Annotated in this window: 17 protein-coding genes; 10 read left to right on the top strand and 7 right to left on the bottom strand. The window is 61.3% G+C overall.

Annotation, left to right across the window (positions count from 1 at the left end):
- Positions 1-6 precede the first annotated feature (6 nt).
- The 5 genes from GTA51_RS06290 to fliQ are packed head-to-tail and all read left to right on the top strand — an operon-like array spanning position 7 to position 2,606.
- Positions 7-609 carry a flagellar basal body-associated FliL family protein gene (locus tag GTA51_RS06290; protein ID WP_160959597.1) on the top strand — a complete coding sequence of 201 codons (603 nt, stop codon included), beginning with the start codon at positions 7-9 and terminating at the stop codon, positions 607-609.
- 25 nt (positions 610-634) lie between these two features.
- Entirely contained in the window at positions 635-1,210 is a 576-nt protein-coding gene (fliN, locus tag GTA51_RS06285) for a flagellar motor switch protein FliN (protein WP_160959596.1), read from the top strand.
- Positions 1,203-1,565 (top strand): flagellar biosynthetic protein FliO, encoded by a 363-nt coding sequence (gene fliO, locus GTA51_RS06280; protein WP_160959594.1) that lies wholly within the window; start codon positions 1,203-1,205, stop codon positions 1,563-1,565. Before fliN ends, fliO begins: the two co-directional genes overlap by 8 nt.
- A complete protein-coding gene (fliP, locus tag GTA51_RS06275; protein WP_211922459.1) occupies positions 1,555-2,322 on the top strand; it encodes a flagellar type III secretion system pore protein FliP in 768 nt (255 codons plus the stop codon). Before fliO ends, fliP begins: the two co-directional genes overlap by 11 nt.
- A gap of 14 nt (positions 2,323-2,336) precedes the next feature.
- A complete protein-coding gene (fliQ, locus tag GTA51_RS06270) occupies positions 2,337-2,606 on the top strand; it encodes a flagellar biosynthesis protein FliQ (RefSeq protein ID WP_160959593.1) in 270 nt (89 codons plus the stop codon).
- Here the strand turns inward: fliQ and GTA51_RS06265 are convergent.
- The 7 genes from GTA51_RS06265 to GTA51_RS06235 all read right to left on the bottom strand — a co-directional run bounded on the left by GTA51_RS06265 (position 2,578) and on the right by GTA51_RS06235 (position 10,772).
- Positions 2,578-3,441, bottom strand: a complete 864-nt coding sequence (locus GTA51_RS06265) for a sugar phosphate isomerase/epimerase family protein (RefSeq protein WP_160959591.1) — start codon at positions 3,439-3,441, stop codon at positions 2,578-2,580. The genes fliQ and GTA51_RS06265 overlap by 29 nt on opposite strands.
- Positions 3,442-3,451: 10 nt before the next feature.
- Positions 3,452-4,207 carry a hypothetical protein gene (locus tag GTA51_RS06260; protein WP_160959589.1) on the bottom strand — a complete coding sequence of 252 codons (756 nt, stop codon included), beginning with the start codon at positions 4,205-4,207 and terminating at the stop codon, positions 3,452-3,454.
- The gene (locus tag GTA51_RS06255) at positions 4,207-6,678 is read right to left on the bottom strand and encodes a L,D-transpeptidase family protein (protein ID WP_160959588.1); all 2,472 of its coding nucleotides are present in this window, start codon (positions 6,676-6,678) and stop codon (positions 4,207-4,209) included. Before GTA51_RS06255 ends, GTA51_RS06260 begins: the two co-directional genes overlap by 1 nt.
- Before the next feature lie 11 nt (positions 6,679-6,689).
- Positions 6,690-7,286, bottom strand: coding sequence for an orotate phosphoribosyltransferase (gene pyrE / locus GTA51_RS06250; protein WP_160959586.1), 597 nt, complete (start codon positions 7,284-7,286; stop codon positions 6,690-6,692).
- Between the two features lie 185 nt (positions 7,287-7,471).
- Positions 7,472-8,764 (bottom strand): adenylosuccinate lyase, encoded by a 1,293-nt coding sequence (gene purB / locus GTA51_RS06245; protein WP_160959585.1) that lies wholly within the window; start codon positions 8,762-8,764, stop codon positions 7,472-7,474.
- The gene (locus GTA51_RS06240; protein WP_160959584.1) at positions 8,761-9,102 is read right to left on the bottom strand and encodes an FmdB family zinc ribbon protein; all 342 of its coding nucleotides are present in this window, start codon (positions 9,100-9,102) and stop codon (positions 8,761-8,763) included. The genes purB and GTA51_RS06240 overlap by 4 nt, the downstream gene beginning before the upstream one ends.
- 503 nt (positions 9,103-9,605) lie before the next feature.
- Positions 9,606-10,772 (bottom strand): homocysteine biosynthesis protein, encoded by a 1,167-nt coding sequence (locus GTA51_RS06235; protein WP_160959582.1) that lies wholly within the window; start codon positions 10,770-10,772, stop codon positions 9,606-9,608.
- A 234-nt stretch (positions 10,773-11,006) separates the two neighbouring features.
- Between GTA51_RS06235 and GTA51_RS06230 the strand changes: the two genes are divergently transcribed.
- From GTA51_RS06230 to GTA51_RS06210, 5 genes are all read left to right on the top strand, one after another.
- Positions 11,007-12,320 (top strand): DnaA/Hda family protein, encoded by a 1,314-nt coding sequence (locus GTA51_RS06230; protein WP_343039486.1) that lies wholly within the window; start codon positions 11,007-11,009, stop codon positions 12,318-12,320.
- A gap of 187 nt (positions 12,321-12,507) precedes the next feature.
- A complete protein-coding gene (gene dnaN / locus GTA51_RS06225; RefSeq protein WP_160959579.1) occupies positions 12,508-13,701 on the top strand; it encodes a DNA polymerase III subunit beta in 1,194 nt (397 codons plus the stop codon).
- Complete coding sequence (gene gyrB, locus GTA51_RS06220) at positions 13,698-16,121, top strand: DNA topoisomerase (ATP-hydrolyzing) subunit B (RefSeq protein WP_160959578.1); 2,424 nt, start codon at positions 13,698-13,700, stop codon at positions 16,119-16,121. Before dnaN ends, gyrB begins: the two co-directional genes overlap by 4 nt.
- Positions 16,122-16,252: 131 nt before the next feature.
- Entirely contained in the window at positions 16,253-18,694 is a 2,442-nt protein-coding gene (gene gyrA, locus GTA51_RS06215) for a DNA gyrase subunit A (RefSeq protein WP_343039485.1), read from the top strand.
- A complete protein-coding gene (locus GTA51_RS06210; RefSeq protein ID WP_160959577.1) occupies positions 18,673-19,479 on the top strand; it encodes a tetratricopeptide repeat protein in 807 nt (268 codons plus the stop codon). Before gyrA ends, GTA51_RS06210 begins: the two co-directional genes overlap by 22 nt.
- Positions 19,480-19,577 lie beyond the last annotated feature (98 nt).

Below are 19,577 nucleotides of genomic sequence, written 5' to 3'. Positions count from 1 at the left end.
GCAAGGATGGCGAAAGCGACTGAAGAAACCGAACCGGCCGAAGGCAAAAAGAAAAAATCCAGCCTTATAAAATACATCGTCCTGGTGGTGTTGCTGCTCGTCCTCGGCGGCGGCGGCTATTTCGCCTACATCACCTTTTTTGCCAAACCCCCGGTCACTGCCCCGGCAGCCGAGGGTGCAGCACCAGCAGAAGGCGCGGCCAAGCCGGAAGAAACGCATGCGGCCAAGCCGGAAGAGAAAAAGGCCGAAGGCGGCCACGGCGAGGCCAAAAGTGATGCCAAGGGCGGCCATGGCGGCGGCAAGGACAAGGCCCCGTCCAATAACGTGGCCCTGCCTGCCTTTGTGGTCAATCTGGCCGACGGCAATGCCCGGCGCTATTTGAAGGTGGTGCTCGAGGTGGAGATGACAGGCAACCCGGAACTGCTCGAAGGCAATCAGGCCAAGATCAGAGACGCCCTGCTCATGCTGCTCTCGTCCAAGACGTCCCAGGACATCGCCAGTCTGGAAGGCAAGATCCTGCTTCGCAAGGAGATCGTGGACCGCCTCAATCAGGCTATTGGCCAGCCCAAGGTTTCCCGGGTTTATTTCACGGATTTCGTCATCCAATAAGCAGCGCCCCGCGCGAGGTGGTGTCATGACTCCCGACGACATCGATCAGGACAAGCTTGCGGCCGAATGGGCCGCCGCCCTGGATGACCAGGACGACAGCCCGGCCTCCCAGACCGACATCGACGCCCTGTTTGACCAGCCCTCCGGCGGCGGGGGTGGCGGCGGCAAGGGCGGTGGCGGCGACGACGCCCTGGCCGCCGAATGGGCCGCTGCGCTGGCCAACGAAGAAGAGACGTCGATTAAGACCGAGCGCAATCAGGAAGCCCTGTCGCGTCAAAGCGCCAAGGCCAAGTTCAAGGATTTGACAGCGGACGCCAAGGCCGAGCGGCCGGACCCCATCCGCCGCGACCTGGATTTCATCCTGGATATCCCGCTGGACGTGTCGGCAGAACTGGGCCGTACCAAACTGCTCATCAACGAACTGCTCCAGCTCGGCCAGGGGTCGGTCATCGAACTGAACAAGCTGGCCGGCGAACCGCTGGAAATCTACGTCAACGGCAAGCTCGTGGCCCGGGGCGAGGCTGTTGTCATCAACGAAAAATTCGGGGTGCGCTTAACCGACATCATAAGCCCCATCGAACGGGTGAAACAACTTGCCTGATGCCACTGCCGCCCCCTTGGCGGCCAGCGAATACGGCCTCGTTGCCGTGGCGCTCAAGATGGGCCTGACCTTGCTTGTCCTTTTGGCGTTTATTTTCGCCGCCTTCTGGCTGCTTAAACGCTACGGGGGCAAATTCGGCATCGGTCCGGCCGGCCGGGGCGGCACGCTGCGGCTTATCGATCATCTGCCCGTGGGGCCGCGCAAGAGCGTTGTGGTGGTCCGTTTCCTGGATAAAGATCTGGTGCTCGGGATCACCGAACAATCCATCACGTTTCTGACCGAGGCCGAACATGTCCCTGCCGCCGATTTTGCCGACACCCTGGCGCACAACACCCAGCGTAGCGATGCGTCCTAGCCCGGCCGCCCTTATCGGGCCGGCCGTCTTTGCCGCGCTGTTGCTGCTGCCGGCCCTGGCCCTGGCCCAGGGCGGCGATATCCCGACCCTGTCCCTGACGCTGGCGGCCGGTCAGAACCAGCCCGAACGCGTTTCCACCCTGCTGGAAATCCTTTTTGCCCTGACAGTCCTGTCGCTGGCCCCGTCGTTCGTGCTGACCGTGACGTCGTTTACCCGCATCATCGTGGTGTTTTCGTTTCTGCGCCAGGCCATGGGCGTGCAGCAGGTGCCGCCGACCCAGATTCTGGCCAGTCTGGCCATGTTTATGACCGTGGTCATCATGTACCCCACCGGCAAACAGATCAACGATACCGCCCTGCAACCGTATATGGCCGAGCAGATCGGCTTTACCGAGGCGCTGAAAAAAGCCGAAATCCCGATGCGGGAATTTCTGTTCAAGCACACCCGGGAAAAGGATCTGTCGGTTTTTTACACCATCTCCAAGATGGAGCGGCCCAAGGACAAGGCCGAGGTGCCCACCATCATGCTGGCGGCCGGGTTTATGATCAGCGAGCTCAAAACCGCCTTTACCATCGGTTTTCTCATCTACATTCCGTTTCTCATTCTCGACATGGTCATATCGAGCATTCTGCTGGCCATGGGCATGATGATGCTGCCGCCAGCCACCATTGCCATGCCGTTTAAGCTGTTGTTGTTTGTGCTTGTGGATGGTTGGGGGCTGATTGTCGCCTCCCTGGTCAATTCGTTCGCAACTTGAGAAGGGGTGATCCCATGACGACCGACATGGTTGTGGCCTTATCCAGGCAGGCCATTGAGTTGTCGCTGTTTTTAGCCATGCCCATGCTGGCGGTGAGTCTGGTCGTTGGCGTGTTCGTTTCGGTGTTGCAGGCCGCAACCCAGATTCAGGAAATGACGTTGACCTTTGTGCCGAAAATTCTCGCGATGTTTATTGCCCTGCTCATCGCCTTCCCCTGGATGATGGACAAGATGCTCACCTTCACCCGGGAGTTGTTTATGAACATCCCGATGTATCTGCGCTAAGGCGAAAGCCGTCCGTCGGGACGTCGAAATACTCCGGCCGGGCCTGGGCAAAGGCCAGCGCAGCCGCAAAGGCTTCCGGGGTGTGCGGCTCGAAGGTGGCGGTAGGCGTCAGCTGCCGGGCGGCCAGACCGGCAAAGATCGCGGCAAAGGGAATCTCCCCCTGGCCCGGTCCCAGATGCTGGTCGAAGCTGCCGTCGTTGTCGTGCAGATGCAGATGGAGCAGGCTGGGGGTCAGAGCGTCCAGCCAAGTGTTCAGATTGCCGCGTATTTTGCCCTCGGCAAAGGCGTACCAGTGCCCCACGTCAAAGCAGGTGCCAACGCGCCCGGCGGCTTGCCTGGGCAGCCGGCGGCGCAGGGCATCCACGGCGCCGGAGACGGTGGCCGGGTCGGTCTCAAAGGTATTTTCCAGGCACAGGGGCGCATGCTCGGGCCAGACCGCTAACACCTTGACCCAGGTGTCGGCGGCGCGCTCGGCCCACTCCGTAAACGAACGGATGTAGAGGAAACGATTGTAGGCGGCGTGGCCCACCAGCCGCTCGGGCTGATAGAGGGCGGCGATCTCCAGGGCGCTGCGCAGCCGGTCGCAGCTGGCAGCCTGGATGCGGGCGTCGGCGCTGCCGGGCTGGAGATCGAAAAACGGCAGATGCACCGTGGCGGCCACCCCGGCCTCGGCAAAACGCCGGGCCACCTCGCGGTGCCAGTCGATACTGACGGCGTCGAGCAGCAGCGGATCAAGACCCACCTCCACGCCCAATCCTTGGCGCAGATGCCGCTCAAAAAGCTCTGGATGCGCCTTGGCCACCCGCAGATTCAAATTGACGAAGTAGCGCGGCATAGCGGTACCGCTAGTCCTTGGCCACAGGATAGACCTGGGCAAAGACGGCTTTGCCGGCCGGGTCCACGATAACCAGACGCAGGCCGTAGACATCGCGCTGCTCGACCTTGGCCGGCAGGGCCAGATTGGCGCTGATCTGCTTAAATCGCTGAATCTGAAAGGACAATTCGTCTTTTTCACTTTTCAGCGGCCAGAAACTGCCGTCGTTGCCCACCAACCCGACCTCGACCTTGCCCACCAGTCCGGTCTGGGGGGTGACGTTACTGAGATCGAATCCGAGGTTGAGCCGCTTATTCTCAAATTTGAATTTCAGATTGTCCACGCCGGCCTGATTGGCGTCCACCCGGGCCAGCAGTTTGGAGAGATCGGGCCGTTCCCGGGCTTCGACCGGGGGGGGTGCGGCAGCCGGTTCCTTGCGCTCTTCGCCGCGCGGCTTCCACCAGCCGGGGTTATCGGGATTGTACGAACCTAAAAGCGTCTCCAGTTCGGTCAAATCCTTGGATCGCAGCACTATTTCCAGATTTTCCAGGCGAAGGAGCCGTTCTCCGGCCGCGTCAAGCTCCAGGCGAAGGGCAGCTGCCTGCCCGGTCAGGGCCGTATTGCCCTGATGCTGGTGGTAGACCACGGCCAGGGCTGCGCCCAACAGGAGCAGCAGGGCAAGCGGCGACAGGACCAGCACCCGGGCCAGCCACACCGGCAGGCGATAGCGGCCAACGCCAGCTGCATCGCGAAGGATGAGGATGTCGATTCTGTCGTTGCCGGCCATTACTGACGGCTCCATTTCTCTTCGACAATGGCATAGCCGTTGCCCGAGGGTGCCAGGGAGAGCGTTTTTTTGCCTTTGTCCGCCAGGCCGTCACGGCTTTCATAGTCCTGGACAAAGGTGACCACATAGCCGTCGCGGCGGGGAGCTATCTTCACCTCGGAAAAAGCCACGCGCCGGGGGGCCTTGTCCTTCCACAGCGCGACTTTCTGGCTGCGGATGGCCTCGCGGCCGCGCCGGTCGCCCTGGATGGCCGTATCGGCGTAAAAGGCGGCGTATTCCGAGGGACGGCCGCGTTCCCAGGCTGTGCGCCAGGCTTCGAGCATGGCGGCAACGGCAGCGCTGCCATCGGCCTTGGCGGTGCGAGCTGTTTCGGCGGTCAGACGCGGCGCAGCCAGGGCCGGCTGGGGCGCAGGCGTTGCCTGGGTAGCCACAGCCGGTGGCGCGGCAGGCACGGGGAGAGCCGCTGGCACAGCAGCCGGGGTACCCGGGGCAGCGACTGCAGGCGCAGCCGGCAAAACCGGGGACGCCTCGGCCTTTTGGACCGGGGCCGGCACAGAAGCGGCTGCAACAGTGGCCCCAGGCGTTGCCTGGGTCATCTGGGCAGGTGACTGGGTTGCAACGGCCGGGGAAACTGCAGGCCCAGCCGAAGCGGCAGACACCGGCAGCGCCGCCGGCGTGGCCGAAGCAGCGGCCGCAAGCGAGGACGGGGCCAGTTCGGGCCGATTCTTGGACCAGCGTTCCTTGGCGATCAGCAACTTGCCGCCGGCCGGGACGAGGTGCAACGTCTTAAAGCCGTCGCTTTCCTTGGCCCCCTTGCCCTGGTAGCGCATGGCGCAGACAGCGGCATAACCGTCGCCGTCAGGGGCGACGGCCAGGACGTCCATGTGCACGCGCCCCGGCGCGTTGTTCTGCCAGAGGCCGGATTTCTGCCGCCGGATGGCGTCTTTTCCCTTGAGATTGCCCTGGACCGCTTCATCAGCATAATGCGCCAGATACGCGTCGAGCTGGCCGTGTTCCCAGGCTGTTCTCCAGCTTTCCACCACTGCCTTTATTTCGCCGGCGTGTTCGGCCGACACCGGCTGGGGCGCGGCTGTGACCATCTGGGGCGGCTGGGCCGCCTTGGCCGACTGGCCGGGCACCACAGCGGACGCAGCCGGCTGGGTCGGGAGAGCCGCGACCTGAAGCGGGGCCGCAACACTGGCAGCCGGGGCCGGGGCCCGGGTTGGGGCCGCCGCCGGGACAGCCGGGGCAGCGGCAACCTGGGGTCCGGGAACCGCCGGCAACTGCGGCGGGGCCGGGGCGGCCGGGGCAGCGTCGGTGGCAAAGGGCGACACACCGGGCTTGGCCGCACCGGTCTGGGCCACTTCGAGAATTGCCTGATCCTCGGGTGTGGGCTGGCGGGCCAGGGGCAGGGAATGGAAGGCCTTTTGGGCCACCTTTTCCATGGCCGCCTGATGGGCGTCCACAAGCTGGCGGGTCTGCGTTTCCTCTTCGCTGGGCTCATCGGGCCGGGCGGTGGCGGTCTCGGCCTCATTGGCCAGGGCGGCCGGCTTGGCCTTGCCCTTCTCGGCCAGCGTCACCGGCATTTCGTCGTATTCCATGCCGATGATGCGAAAACGCCCGTCCGGGCCGCGTTGCCAGTACAGGCGCTTGACACCCTGGGAAATAAGCGTGGGTGAACGGTAGACCTGCACGAAAAAAGTGACCCAGTAGTCAGGGCCGGGCAAGGCCCGCACATCGGAAAGGGTGACTTGAATCCAGGGCAGGGATTTAAACAGGCGTTCCTTCTGGCTGCGAAAGGCAGCAAAGGACTGGCCTTCGGAAATGGCGAATTTTTCGGCGTCGTGGAGGGCGAAAAAGGCATCGGAGCGGTCCTGCCAGGCCTTGGCCCAGGCCTGGGTGGCGTCCACCACTTCCCTGGCCTCGGCCTTTAAGCGAGGGGCATCGCCTTCCAGGCGCAGTTCGTCAGCGATAATGACCGGCGTACCCAAGGCCAGTTCGCTGTCCAGGCGGTGGAGATCCGGGGTATTAAGGGCCACACAGCCCTGGGTCTCGTTGGGGATGATGGCATGGCCCCGGCCGTGAATCCAGATGCCATGGCCGGTTTTGCGGCGCACCAGATCGGCAGGATTGGGAAAATTGAGCGGAAAGGCCAGATCGCCGTACAGCTCGAAATTAAGCCCCCCGGTCTTTCGCCGGGTGATGAAATAGACCCCTTCCGGCGTCTTTAAATCACCTTCCTTATTCTTATCACCCAGCAACTGCCCGGTGGCGCAGGGAATAAAATCAGCCACCCGCACCGGGCTTTGGCGGGTCAACAGAAAAAAGGACTGGGCCTTTTTGTCAACCGCCACCGAACGTTTGGGAAACCACTCGGTATCAACGACATCCGCCGTCCATTCCGCGGCCGCTTGATGGGCCGGGACAAGGAGCAGGCAGGCGAGAATCAAGGCGGAGCCGAGTCGTTTCATGCCATCTCGCGTCAGGCGACCGGTTGTTGGTTGGCAGCGGCTAAAAGAGCCTCGCGGCTAAAGACCGACAGCAGCGGAAAGCCGCGCTCGGCCAGCTTTTCAGAGCCACCCTCGTTGCGATCAAGCACCGTGACAACAGCGCCAATCTTCAAACCAGCGTCCTGGACCCGGTCGATAACCGTCAAAAGGGTGCCGCCGGTGGTCACCACGTCTTCCAGCAAAGCGACCGTATCGCCGGGCTGGAAATTGGACAGGCCTTCCAGAAACTGGTTGGTGCCGTGGCCTTTGGAGGCCTTGCGCACAATAAAGGCCGGCAAGGGACGGCTGCGCAGAAACGAAGCGATGGACACGGCCGTGACCAGCGGATCGGCCCCAAGGGTCATGCCACCCACGCCGACAATCTCCGCCGGCAGCAGGTCAAACAGCAGATTGCCAATGAGCCACGCCCCTTCGGGGTGCAGGGCTGTTTGCTTGCAGTCGAAATAATAGTCGCTTTTGCGGCCGGAAGTCAGCGTCACCTCGCCGGCGCGGTAGGATTTTTCCAGGAGCAGGCGGGCCAGACGGCTGCGCATGGCAGCGGCGTCCAGGTTTTGCGAAGGACACGACATGGAGATCCCCGTTTCACCCGTTTGGCTTTGGCATACAAAAGCCGGGCGTTTTTGAAAAGCAGTTCGTGATCGGATGCTGTTAAAGACACCGCCCCCTTTCAGGGGGTCCGGGGGGGATGATCCCCCCCGGCCGCCGGAGGCATCTTTATTCTTCTTCTCTTCTTCTATTTTTCTCTTCTTCGTCTCTACCCAAACACCCGCGAGAAAATGAGATCCTCGTGGGCCAGATAGTAGGACGGATCGAACAGGGCGTCGAGGCTGGCCGGGGCGAGTTTGGCCGTTATGGCCGCATCGGCGCGCACGGCGTCGGGAAAGGACGTGCGCCCTTCCCAGCAGGCCATGGCCACCCGCTGCACCAGCACATAGGCTTCCTGGCGGTCCATGCCGGCCTCGATAAGGGCCAGCAGCACCCGCTGGGAATAAAACAGGCCAAAGGAGGCCATGAGATTGCGGGCCATGTTGTCCGGGTTGACCTTTAAATTTGTCAGCAGCGTGGTCAGCCGGGACAGGGTGTAGTCGGCCAGAATGGTGGAATCGGGCATGATGACCCGCTCGACGGAAGAGTGGGAGATATCGCGCTCGTGCCACAGCGGCATATTTTCCAGGGAAGCCAGGGCGTTGGTGCGAATAAGGCGCGAGAGGCCGCACAGATTTTCGGCTGAAATGGGATTTTTCTTGTGCGGCATAGCCGAGGAGCCTTTCTGGCCCTTGGCAAAGCCTTCTTCGGCTTCCAGCACTTCGGTGCGCTGCAGATGGCGCAGTTCGGTGGACAGGCGCTCCACGCCCCCGGCAATAAGGGCCAGAGTGGTGAAAAAAGCGGCATGGCGGTCGCGCTGGATGATCTGGGTGGAGATGGGGTCCACCGCCAAGCCGAGCAGGCCCATGGCAATGGCCTCGACCTGGGGGTCGAGATGGGCATACCCGCCCACGGCCCCGGAAATCTTGCCCACTCTGATACCGGCCAGGGCGGCGACGAAGCGCTCGCGGTGGCGGGAAAACTCGGCGTAAAACGAGGCCATCTTCATGCCAAAGCTCAGCGGCTCGGCGTGGATGCCGTGGGTGCGCCCGATCATGAGCTGGCCCTTAAAGCGCATGGCCAGGTCTTTGATGGCCCGCAGCAGGCCGTCCAAGTCGGCCAGGATCAGGTCGCCGGCCCGGCCCAGCAGCAGGCCGTTGGCGGTATCGACGATGTCGGACGAGGTGCAGCCCAGGTGGATAAACCGGGCCGACGGGCCGACGCGTTCTTCCACGGCGGTTAAAAAGGCTATGACGTCGTGGCGGGTCACCTCTTCGATTTCGAGGATGCGGGCCACGTCGAAGCCGGCTTTTTCGCGGATAACGGCCATATCGGCGGCCGGGATGCGGCCCAGCTGCGTCCAGGCCTCGCACACGGCCACTTCGACCTCAAGCCAGGCGGCGAAACGGTTTTCCAGGGACCACAGATCGCCCATGGCCTTTCGGGTATAACGCTCGATCATGCGCCCTCCTTGGGCTCGTCGGCAATGGCGGCGTCTTCGTCGCCCTCCAGCTGCTCTTCGGCAGTCAGCGGCACGGACGGATCGCGGGCAAGCTGGGGCACGGCAACGGGCGTGCCCTTGGTGGTCTCGTTGCCGTCGCGTTTAAAGGTGCCGGGCCGACGCTTGACGTAGTCGGTGGCGTAAAAGCCCGAACCTTTGAGGGCAAAGGAAGAGAGGGAGACGATACGCGGGGCGGGGCGGCCGCAATCCGGGCAGGCTGCCTCGGCGTCGTCGCCGCTGCGGCGCAGTTCCTCAAAAACCCGACCGCAGGCGGGACACTCAAATTCATACAAGGGCATGTGGCCCTCCCCATAGAGCACGCGAAAAGCCGGGCAAGTGCTGGCCTTGCCCGGGTCGCATCCAAAGCTCGTACGTCTTTCGCATGAAAAAAAACCTTGCCGCCGTCCCTGCCCGGACTCCCGGGACGCTGGCGCGCTCCGGGGACCGGCTTTGGGACAAAGCGTTGTCAGCGAAATAGCGGGCTGCGATTTCGCGGGCCAGGTGCCAGAGACGAACGGCGACAGTCTCGGAAAGCGTCCTGCGTCAAACCGGCCGGTCACCCTGCCGGTTGTCGCGAACACCTTGAAATCAAAGGAAACGTCAGACCGTAACGCTAGGCCTTCTTGGTGGCCATGGCCTGGCGGACACGCTCTTTGAGGCGTTCCTTGCGGCGTTTGCGGCGACGATCCAATTCCTTGTGGCGCTCATGCTTCTTATGCTTGGACATGGGAAATCCTCCTATCGGATGAAAGAACCCGATGCCGTATCCCAAGGCAAGGTGTTTGTAAAGCCGAAAACCCGCCTATTCCGAGGGAATGGCCTCCACCGGTTCGGTGAGCAGGAACTTGCCCTGCTCGATTTGTTCCTTAAGCTTCTGCGCCACTTCCAGGGACATGGTCAGGCTGGTCAGCGGCACGGCCGGGGTCTTTTTGCCGTTGACCAGAATTTCGCCGCTGCGGCACTCGGCGTAGGTGACCAGCCCCAGGGACCGGCCGACGCCGTTGGGATAGTCGTGGCCGTAGTCTTTGACCGGCATCTGGATGTCGGCATCGGACACGCCGGTAAAAAAGGCCATGTCTTCATTGAGAATGGGAATGGGAATGCCTATGCCCATGGCCAGGGACACGCCGTACCCCAGGATGGACACGGCGCGCACGTAGCGCGCGTTCATGCCCTTGAGATCGCCCTTGAGCATCAGCGTGCCGGAAGCGGAAATGGGGATGCCGCGTTCGTTGCGCTTGGGTTTGGGATCGTGCTGGGTGCCGGCTCCCATGACGTAGCCGATGCCGCCGCCCATAAAAATCCGGGTGCCAAGGCCGATTGTTTTCAAATACGGATCGTTAAACAGCGGCGACAGCTCGCCGGCCGTGGCGTAATTGGCGTTTCGGGCGTTGGGCTTGAGCGGCCCCATGTAGGTATAGATGATGCGGCTGGTCAGATTCACGGCCACATTGTAGTTTTGATAGCAGTTGCGGGGATTAAAGAGCGCCGCATACTTCATATCCGCCAAGGTGATGTCTTTTTCCAGGGTCCGGCGCGGATAGCAGTCCGTGCCGTAGGATTCGCAGAAAAGACGCACCGCCTTGCCGCGCAAGAGATCTTCGATGACATGGGCCCCGCCGTACTTGAACCGGCCCGGGTGCACCTTATTGAGCGGATCGTCCTTGGGCAGCTCCGTGGCTCCGATATAGGCGTCCACAGCCGCCAGACCGGCATGGGCCGGCACGTTATTGAGCCGCACCTTCTGGGCTTTGAGCGTCGGCGGTTCCTGGCCGAAATTAAACAGCATGCCCGAGGAGCACATGGGCGAAAACGTGCCCGTGGTCACCACGTCCACTTCCTTGGCCGCCCGGACTTTGCCGAGCCGGCGGACCGTCTCGACCATCTCGGCGGCGGTTAGGACCACGGCCTTGCCCTTTTCAATACGCCTGTTGATTTCGGCGACAGTCTTTTTCACCTCATGGGTCATGCCATCCTCCCCTCTCCCGACGCATTGCGGCCGGCGGGGCCTTTTCTGGCCCATTTCAGGCCGCTTGGCAACCGGCTGTACCCCCCCTTGGCTTCCCGTGGGAAATAGGCTAGGATCGCAAAGTCTCGCGACCTGGGGGAGTGGTCCGAGTTTTCCTTTCTAACTCATGAATATAATTGAAATCACTACTGCGGCCCGATGACGCCCACGCCCCAATCTGCATCCGGTGACGGCGTGCTCAAAAACGATTTCCGCCAGCATCTTCTGCGCACCTGCCCTGAGCAGGATATCCGGCGCTGGTTCGACCCATTAGACATTTGCGTCAGTGAGGCCGACCAGTCCTATTGCGTCGTCTTTCCCCACGCCTATTTTGGGGCCTGGTTCGAGGGTTCGGTCAAGGAACTCTTCGAGCGCCAACTGGCCCAATACCTCGGACCCGGCCATATCCTGCGCTACCGCACCCGGGGAAGCTCTCCCGGCAACGGGACCGGCACGCCCCAGCACAGCGCCGTCGCCGTGGTCACGGATTTTCCCTACGGCCACCGCTTTACCTTCGAAACGTTTCTGGCCAACGAGAAAAATGCCTTCCCCCTGGCTTTGGCCCGGGAAGTGGGCCGGGGGGACGCCGTGCGCTACAACCCCTTTCTCGTGTGCGGCCCGTCCGGGTCAGGCAAAACCCATCTGCTGCGGGCCATGGCCAATGCCGTGACCAGGAGCCAGCCCGGGGCCAGTATTTATTTTGGCTCTGTGGCCGATGTGCAGGGCCTTTTTGCCGACCAAAAGCGTTGCGGTCCCGAGATCCGGGCTGAATTGGCCGGGCATGACTGGCTTTTTATCGATGAGTTGACGGATATCGCCCGCACCCCGGACCTGGAGCAGGAACTGATTGGCGTTTTTAACGCCTTCCACGACGCCGGCCGCCAGATGGTCTTTTCCAGCCGGGAGCGGGCCGCTTCCTGCGATTTTCTCGACCCCACCTTCCGCTCGCGGCTGGAATGGGGCCTTATGGTCCATTTAAAGGCCCCGGACCTGTCGGTGCGCAGCCAGTTTGTGGAGCAGATCAATAAAGACAAGCGCCTGGGGCTGTCCCGGGAGCAGATTCTCACCCTGGCCAGCCGGTTTGAAGGCTTTCGCCGTCTGGAAGGCGTGCTCCTGCGCCTGGAGGCCTTTCGCCAGCATGCCGGGGGGGAACTGTCGGAGGCGGAATTTACCCGCCATATCCGCCTGTCTGAAGATAAAAAGGCCCCGGAACTGACCCCGGAGCGGGTGCTGGCCGTGTGCGCCGAACATTTCGGCATCCCGGCCCGGGAGATCACCGGACCGGGGCGCAAAAAGGAACTGGTCTTTGCCAGGCAAGCGGCCATGGCCTTGTGCCGCACCCTGCTGGGCATTTCCTACCCGGCCCTGGGCAAGATTTTCGGCGGCAAGGACCACTCGACGGTGCTTTATTCGATCCGAAAATTCCAGCAAATACTGGATGATAACCAGGATACGAAACTTTTATTCCGTCAGCTTTCCAAAAAGTGTCGCCAAGGTGGTCCGGCATGAGCCCTGTCCTGTCCGCTGGTTCCAACCGCGCCTTGGCCGCCGCTTCTCAAATCGTTCTTTTTCGTTTAATATCAGACACTTGTCTGAAGTTGGAACAAAGTGACAGCCCCTACTACTCCTACAACTTTAAATCTCTTCTATCCTTGAAGCCGAAAGGCGTTCAAACCAAAACGCCAAGGAGACGCGCATGCAGCTGACGGTCTTTCGAAACGATATCATCGACGGACTGCAAAAATCCTCAGGCATCATTCCGGCCAAAACCGGGGCTGCCTTTTTGCGCACCATCTGGCTGGAAGCCGTCGCCGGCACGCTTCGCATCCTGTCCACGGACTCCAGCCTGGAATTTACCGGCCAGTACGCGGCCAAGGTCACGGCCGAAGGCCTGTGCGGTGTGCAGGGCAAGAGCTTTTTCGAACTGGTGCGAAAGCTCCCGCCCGGGGAGATCAGCCTGACCCTGGACGAAGCCTCGGGCAATCTGCTCATCAAGCAGGGTTCGCGCCGCTACAAGCTGCCTGTGTCGGATCGCAACTGGTTTCAGCCTTTTTCCACCTTCCCCGAGGAAGGCGGCGTGACCTGGTCCGGGGATTTTCTCCAGGAGATCATCGAGCGCGTGGCCTATTGCATCTCCGATGAAGACACCATGGAGGCCATGGCCTGCATGTACTTCCGGCCCGTGCCCGGCGAGGCCAAGATCGAGGTCTGCGGCTTAAACGGCCACCAGTTCTCCCTGGTCGGCTTTTTAAACGACGACCTGTGCGCCATGATGCCGCCGGAAGGCATGCTGATTCAGAAGAAATACGTTTCCGAACTCAAGCGCTGGCTGACCAGCGACGAAGTGGAACTGGCCATGGGGCAGAAACGGCTGTTTTTCCGCACGGTCAAGAGCGATGAAGCCGCACCCGAGGCCCCGCCGCGCACCGAGACCTTCAGCCTGCCGCTCAGCTTTTACCAGTACCCCGACTATAACGCCTTTGTCTCCAAGCTGACCACTGATGGCGTCTCCACCCTGACCATCGACCGGCTGGAGTGCATCGACGCCCTGGAACGGGTGGCCATTTTCAATACCGACAACAACCGCTGCGCCTATTTTCTCTTTGACGGGCCGGGCGAGTTGTCGCTCAAAAGCCAGGGCCAGGAAGCCGGCGAGGCGACCGAAACACTGGAATGCGCCTTTACCGGCAGCCTGGACAAGGTGGCCTTCCCGACCAAAGACTTAACCGACATCCTTGGACATTTTGCTTCCCCCCGGGTGACGATGACACTCACCGGAGCCGAAGGCCCCTGCGGCATTGTGGGCGAAAACGACGCCCAAAGCCTGGTCATCATCATGCCCATGAAAATCGTGGAAGAGACGTACTATAGCGAGGAAGATATCGCATGAGTCAGGAGAATATGCCCCAATCCCCCCAGTTATACGATGCCAGTTCCATTACGGTTCTGGAGGGGCTTTCGGCCGTGCGCAAACGCCCGGCCATGTATATCGGTTCCACAGACATTCGCGGCCTGCACCACCTCGTCTATGAAGTTGTGGACAACTCCATCGACGAATCCATGGCCGGCTACTGCGACCGTGTGAGCATCACCATCCATTTGGACAACTCGGTCACCGTCTCGGACAACGGCCGCGGCATCCCGGTGGACATGCACCCCAAGGAAGGCAAGCCCGCCGTCGAAGTGGTCATGACCGTGCTGCACGCCGGCGGCAAGTTCGACAACGACGCCTACAAGGTCTCCGGCGGCCTGCACGGTGTCGGTGTGTCGGTGGTCAATGCCCTGTCGGAATATCTTGAAGTCACGGTGCGCCGGGGCGGCAAGCGCCACCACATGCGCTTTGAGCGCGGTGCGCCGGTCACCAAGCTGACCGTTATCGGCGACGCCGAATCCACCGGCACCACCATCCGCTTCATGCCGGATGAACAGATTTTTGAGACCAACCAGTTCAATCACGAGACACTGGCCAAGCGGTTCGAGGAACTGGCCTATCTCAATCGCAAGCTCGAACTGGATTTTCGCGACGAGCGGACCAACGAACGGGCCACCTACCGGTTCGACGGCGGGTTGCATGAATTCGTGGCCGATCTCAACGCCGGCGAGCAGACCATCCACGACATCATCGGCGGCCTTGGCGAAGTGGACGGGCTGGTGGTGGATTTTGCCCTGCAGTACAACGCCAATTACAAAGAAGAAGTCCTGACCTTTGCCAACAACATCCGCACCCGTGAAGGCGGCACCCATCTGCAAGGGTTTAAGACCGCGCTGACCCGGGCGATTAATACCTATATCGAAAAAGCGGATATCCCCAAGAAATTCAAGCAGAAACTCACTGGTGATGATGTCCGCGAGGGCCTCACCGCCGTTATCTCGGTCAAGCTCCCCCAGCCCCAGTTTGAGGGCCAGACCAAGACCAAACTGGGCAACTCCGAAGTGGCCGGCCAGGTGGCCAAGATGGTCTTTGAGGCCATGAATACCCATTTTGAGGAAAATCCCAAGGACGCCAAGGCCATTGTTGAAAAGGCCGTGGACGCGGCCCGGGCCCGCGAGGCCGCCCGCAAGGCCAAGGAGCTGGTGCGGCGCAAGGGAGCCTTGTCCGATCACTCGCTGCCCGGCAAACTGGCCGACTGCCAGTCCAAAAAGCCCGAGGAATCGGAACTCTTTATTGTCGAGGGCGACTCGGCCGGCGGCTCGGCCAAGCAGGGACGCGATCCCCGCTTCCAGGCCATTTTGCCCCTGCGCGGCAAGATCTTAAATGTCGAGCGAACCCGCACGGATAAGATGCTTGGCAACAAGGAAATCCGCAATCTCATCACCGCCATCGGACCCACCCCGTATATGGGCGATGCCGAGAACGAGGAAAAAGAAGCCGAGAACATGGCCCGGCTTCGCTACCACAAAATCGTCATCATGACCGATGCCGACGTGGACGGTGCGCATATCCGCACCCTGCTGTTGACCTTTTTTTATCGCCGCTACGAAAAGCTCATCACCAGCGGCTATATCTACATCGCCCAGCCGCCGCTCTACCGGGTCTTTAAAGGCGATTTTGAGCGCTTTATAAAAGACGAGGAAGAGTTGTCGAGCTTCCTGTTGGGCCGCATTGGCGAGGACGTCGTGGTGGGTTCGGGCGAGGTTTCCTTTGCCGGCCAGACCCTGACCGCCCTGATCGAGCGCATCCGGTTTCTGGAAGCCCGGTTCCACGAGGCGGCCAGTTACGGCCTGCCTGAAGAACTGCTGTTGGCCCTGCTCAAACACCCGCGTCTGGCTGCTTCGGATTTCGCCGGCATCGACCTGCCCGAAGGACTGGCCGACCATCTGGCCGGGGCCGGCTACACCGTGACCACCGAAGCCGAGGAGATGGACGAGGAACGCCGGCTCTACGCCGTTTTTATCTCGCCCAATCTGGCCCGCCACCGCATCGCCGTGGAGTTTTTCAGTTCCCGTATCTATCGCCGGGCCCATGAGACGTACGGCGAACTGGTGGCCCAGTGCCCGACCCTGCCGTTAACCATCACGCGCAAGGAAGAAATCCGGGAAGTTGGCGGCTTTTTCGAGCTGTGCAAGACGCTCATGGACGATGCCTTAAAGGGTGTTAACATCCAACGCTACAAGGGTCTGGGCGAAATGAACCCGGAACAGTTGTGGGAAACCACCATGAATCCGGAAAAGCGCAGCTTCCTTCAGGTCGACATTGAAGACATCGACGACTGCGACACCATTTTTTCCCAGCTTATGGGCGAAAAGGTCGAGCATCGCAAAAACTTCATTGACCGAAACGCGTTGTCCATTAAGGAACTTGACATTTAAGCGCCAATGGAGTCGCTGCCAGCCGGCCGCCGGGCATCGGACCGGAGCCGGGGAACAATCCGCGGCCGGCCGGCAGCGGCAGCAACGCGAGAGCCGACCCATGAAGCCTCCCCATTGCACTGGAGCACATTGTGAGCGATCAAATCCATATTGAAGAAGAGCTTAAGAAGTCCTATCTGGAATACTCCTTAAGCGTCATCATCGGCCGGGCCATCCCGGACGTGCGCGACGGACTCAAACCCGTGCACCGGCGCATCCTCTACGCCATGCACGACCTGTCCAATACGTTTAACCGACCGTACAAAAAGTCCGCCCGCGTGGTCGGTGACGTCATTGGTAAATACCATCCCCACGGCGACCAGTCCGTTTACGATGCCTTGGTGCGCATGGCCCAGGATTTCTCCATGCGCGACGCCATCGTCGATGGCCAGGGCAACTTCGGCTCCATCGACGGCGACGCTGCTGCGGCCATGCGATACACCGAAGTGCGCATGTCCCGTCTGGCCGGCGAATTTCTGGCCGACATCGAAAAGGAAACCGTCGATTTTCGCCCCAACTACGACAACAGCCTGCAAGAGCCGGCCGTGTTGCCGACCAAGGTGCCCAACCTGCTCTTAAACGGCTCCTCGGGTATCGCCGTCGGCATGGCCACCAACATTCCGCCGCATAACCTGGGCGAACTGTGCGACGGCCTGCTCCACTTGCTCGACAATCCGCACTGCCCGGTGACCGACATCATCGGTCTGGTCAAAGGCCCGGATTTTCCCACGGCCGCTTCCATCTACGGCGGCAAGGGACTGATCGAAGCCTACACCACCGGGCGCGGCAGCATCAAAATCCGGGGCCGGACCGAAGTCGAAGAGCGCAAGAAAGACTATGCCTCGGTGGTCATCCGCGAGATTCCCTATGCGCTCAATAAATCCTCGCTGGTGGAAAAGATCGCGGCCCTTATCAACGACGGCCGCATTGAAGGCGTGTCTGATTTGCGCGATGAGTCCGACCGCAAGGGCATCCGCATTGTCCTTGATCTGAAAAAGGGCACCATCCCGGACATCGTCATCAACGCCCTGTACAAGTACACGCCCCTGGAAACGTCCTTTGGCATCAACATGCTGGTGGTGGCTGAGAACCGCCCGGCCCTGCTCAATATCAAGCAGATGCTGGAGCATTTTTTAACCCACCGCCGCGACGTCATTATCCGCCGCACCCGGTTTGATCTGCGCAAATCCGAGGAACGCGCCCACATCCTGGAAGGGTTGCGCATCGCTCTGGACAATATCGACGAAGTGGTGGCCATCATCCGGGCGTCCAAAAACGCCGTCGAAGCCCGGGAACGCCTCATGGAGCGTTTTGAACTGTCCGAGCGCCAGTCCCAGGCCATCCTCGACATGCGCTTGCAGCGGCTGACCAACCTCGAGCGCCAAAAGCTCATTGACGAATACAATGAGCTCATTAAGCTCATCGAATACCTGCGCTCGATCCTGGAAAACGACGAGGTGCTGCGCGGCGTCATCCGCGATGAGATCACCGAGATACAAACGCGCTACGCCACCCCGCGTAAAACTGAGATTCTCGAAGACCTCGAAGGCATAAACATCCTCGATCTCATTCCCGACGAGGACGTGGTCATCACCCTGTCGCGGCGCGGCTACATCAAACGCACCCGCATCGACAACTACCAGCAGCAAAAACGCGGCGGCAAAGGCATCGCCGGGGTTTCGACCTCGGCCGACGACTTTGTCCAGTCCTTTTGCGCCACAACCAACCACCAGCAACTGCTGCTGTTTACCAACCTCGGCCGCATGTTCATGCTGCCGGTGCACCAGATTCCCGAAGGCCAGCGCACGGCCAAGGGTGCCCATATCGCCAACCTGCTCCCCATGGACAAGGAAGAATTTGTGGCCACGGCTTTGGCCATCCGCGAATTTTCCGAGGAACGCTATTTCCTGTTCGTGACGCGAAAGGGCATGGTCAAGCGCACCTGCACCGACCTGTATAAAAACTGCCGCTCAACCGGCATCATTGCCGTGGGCCTTAAGGAAAACGACGAACTCTTGACGGTCAAAGAAATTGACGACGAGACCGAAGTGCTCCTGGCAACCCAGCACGGCCTGTCCAACCGGTTTCATATCAGCGGCGTGCGGCCCACCGGCCGCGGCGCGGCAGGGGTTAAGGGCATTGCCCTTAAAGGCAACGACCGCGTGGCCGCCGGGGTGGTCATCACCCATGCCAGCCGCAGCGAGGTCTTGACCATCTCGACCAATGGCTACGGCAAGCGCACCTCCATTGACCATTATCCCCTGCGCAATCGCGGCGGGTCCGGCGTTATCAACATGCGCGTCACTCCCAAAACCGGGCTGGTCATTGGTGCGGTGATGGTGGGCGAAGGTGATGAGATGCTGCTGCTCACATCAGCCAACAAGATCATCCGCCTTTCGGTTGCCGGCATCTCCACGGTCGGCCGGGCGACGCAAGGTGTTATGCTGGTGCGCATGGATGAAAACGACAGTGTCATCGGTTTTGACCTGGTCGATCCGAGCGACCTCGAACGGTGTACGCCGTCCGTCGAATAGCCCGAGCGTTCCTGTACGCCGGTCTGGCCTGGCTGCTGCTGGGCCAGGCCGGGTGCAGCGGACCGCAACCGGACCCTGAAGGACGCCTGCTGGAATCGGCTCGCCGGGCTTTGCTCGACGGCCGATTTTTGCAAGCGCAAACGGCCTACCAGTCCTATTTGCAGACCTATCCCCAGGGGAGTGCCCGGCTTGAAGCCTGGCAGCGGCTGGTGGATATAAGCCAGGATGCCCAGGGCGCAACCGGGCAGGCCACCAGTCTGGCGGAAGCGGCTTTGCTGGAATTTGGCGGCGACACCCCCACGGCCGCAGCCCTTGATGTCCGGGCGGCCCGGCTGCGCTTTGATCGCAAAGAGTACGCCAAGGCGGTTTCCCATTGCCGTGTTGTGCTGGACAATCCCGGTGCGCCGGATAATTCTTTGCTGGAGTGCTCGTTGCTGGCCGCGCGCAGTGAGCTGGCCCTGGGCCAGGGGGAAAAGGCTTTGGCCCGCTACATCGCCTGCGGCCAAAGCCGCTTGCCGCCCTCTGGCAAGGCCCGCTGTGCCCTGGCCCAGGCCGAACTGCTCAGCCGTTTTCAGCGCGATAGTGAAGTGGAACCTCTCTTGCAGGCCGTTTTCCAGGCGGCAGATATTGACCCGGCCCTGCGGGCCCAGGCCGGCTTTGATCTGGGCCTGCTCTATGAAGCCCGAAATGACAAGGCCGCAGCCAAAGCGGTCTATGAGGCCGTGCGGCCCCTGCATCCCAATCCCATGGTTGTGGACAAACGACTCGATTCGCTTCAAAATTGAAAACCCCGGCCAGGGCCGCTCGTGCAGAGCCCGGCCCGCGCCAGTGACGCACATTTCGCCCCACCTGGGTGCACCATCCTTTGACCGGATTGGCAGGC

Origin of the sequence: Solidesulfovibrio aerotolerans, assembly GCF_009856865.1 — a bacterium.
In the GTDB taxonomy this organism is placed as follows: Bacteria; Desulfobacterota; Desulfovibrionia; order Desulfovibrionales; family Desulfovibrionaceae; genus Solidesulfovibrio; species Solidesulfovibrio aerotolerans.
Note: the sequence above shows the minus strand (reverse complement) of the source record. Positions and strands in the feature narration are given on the sequence as shown.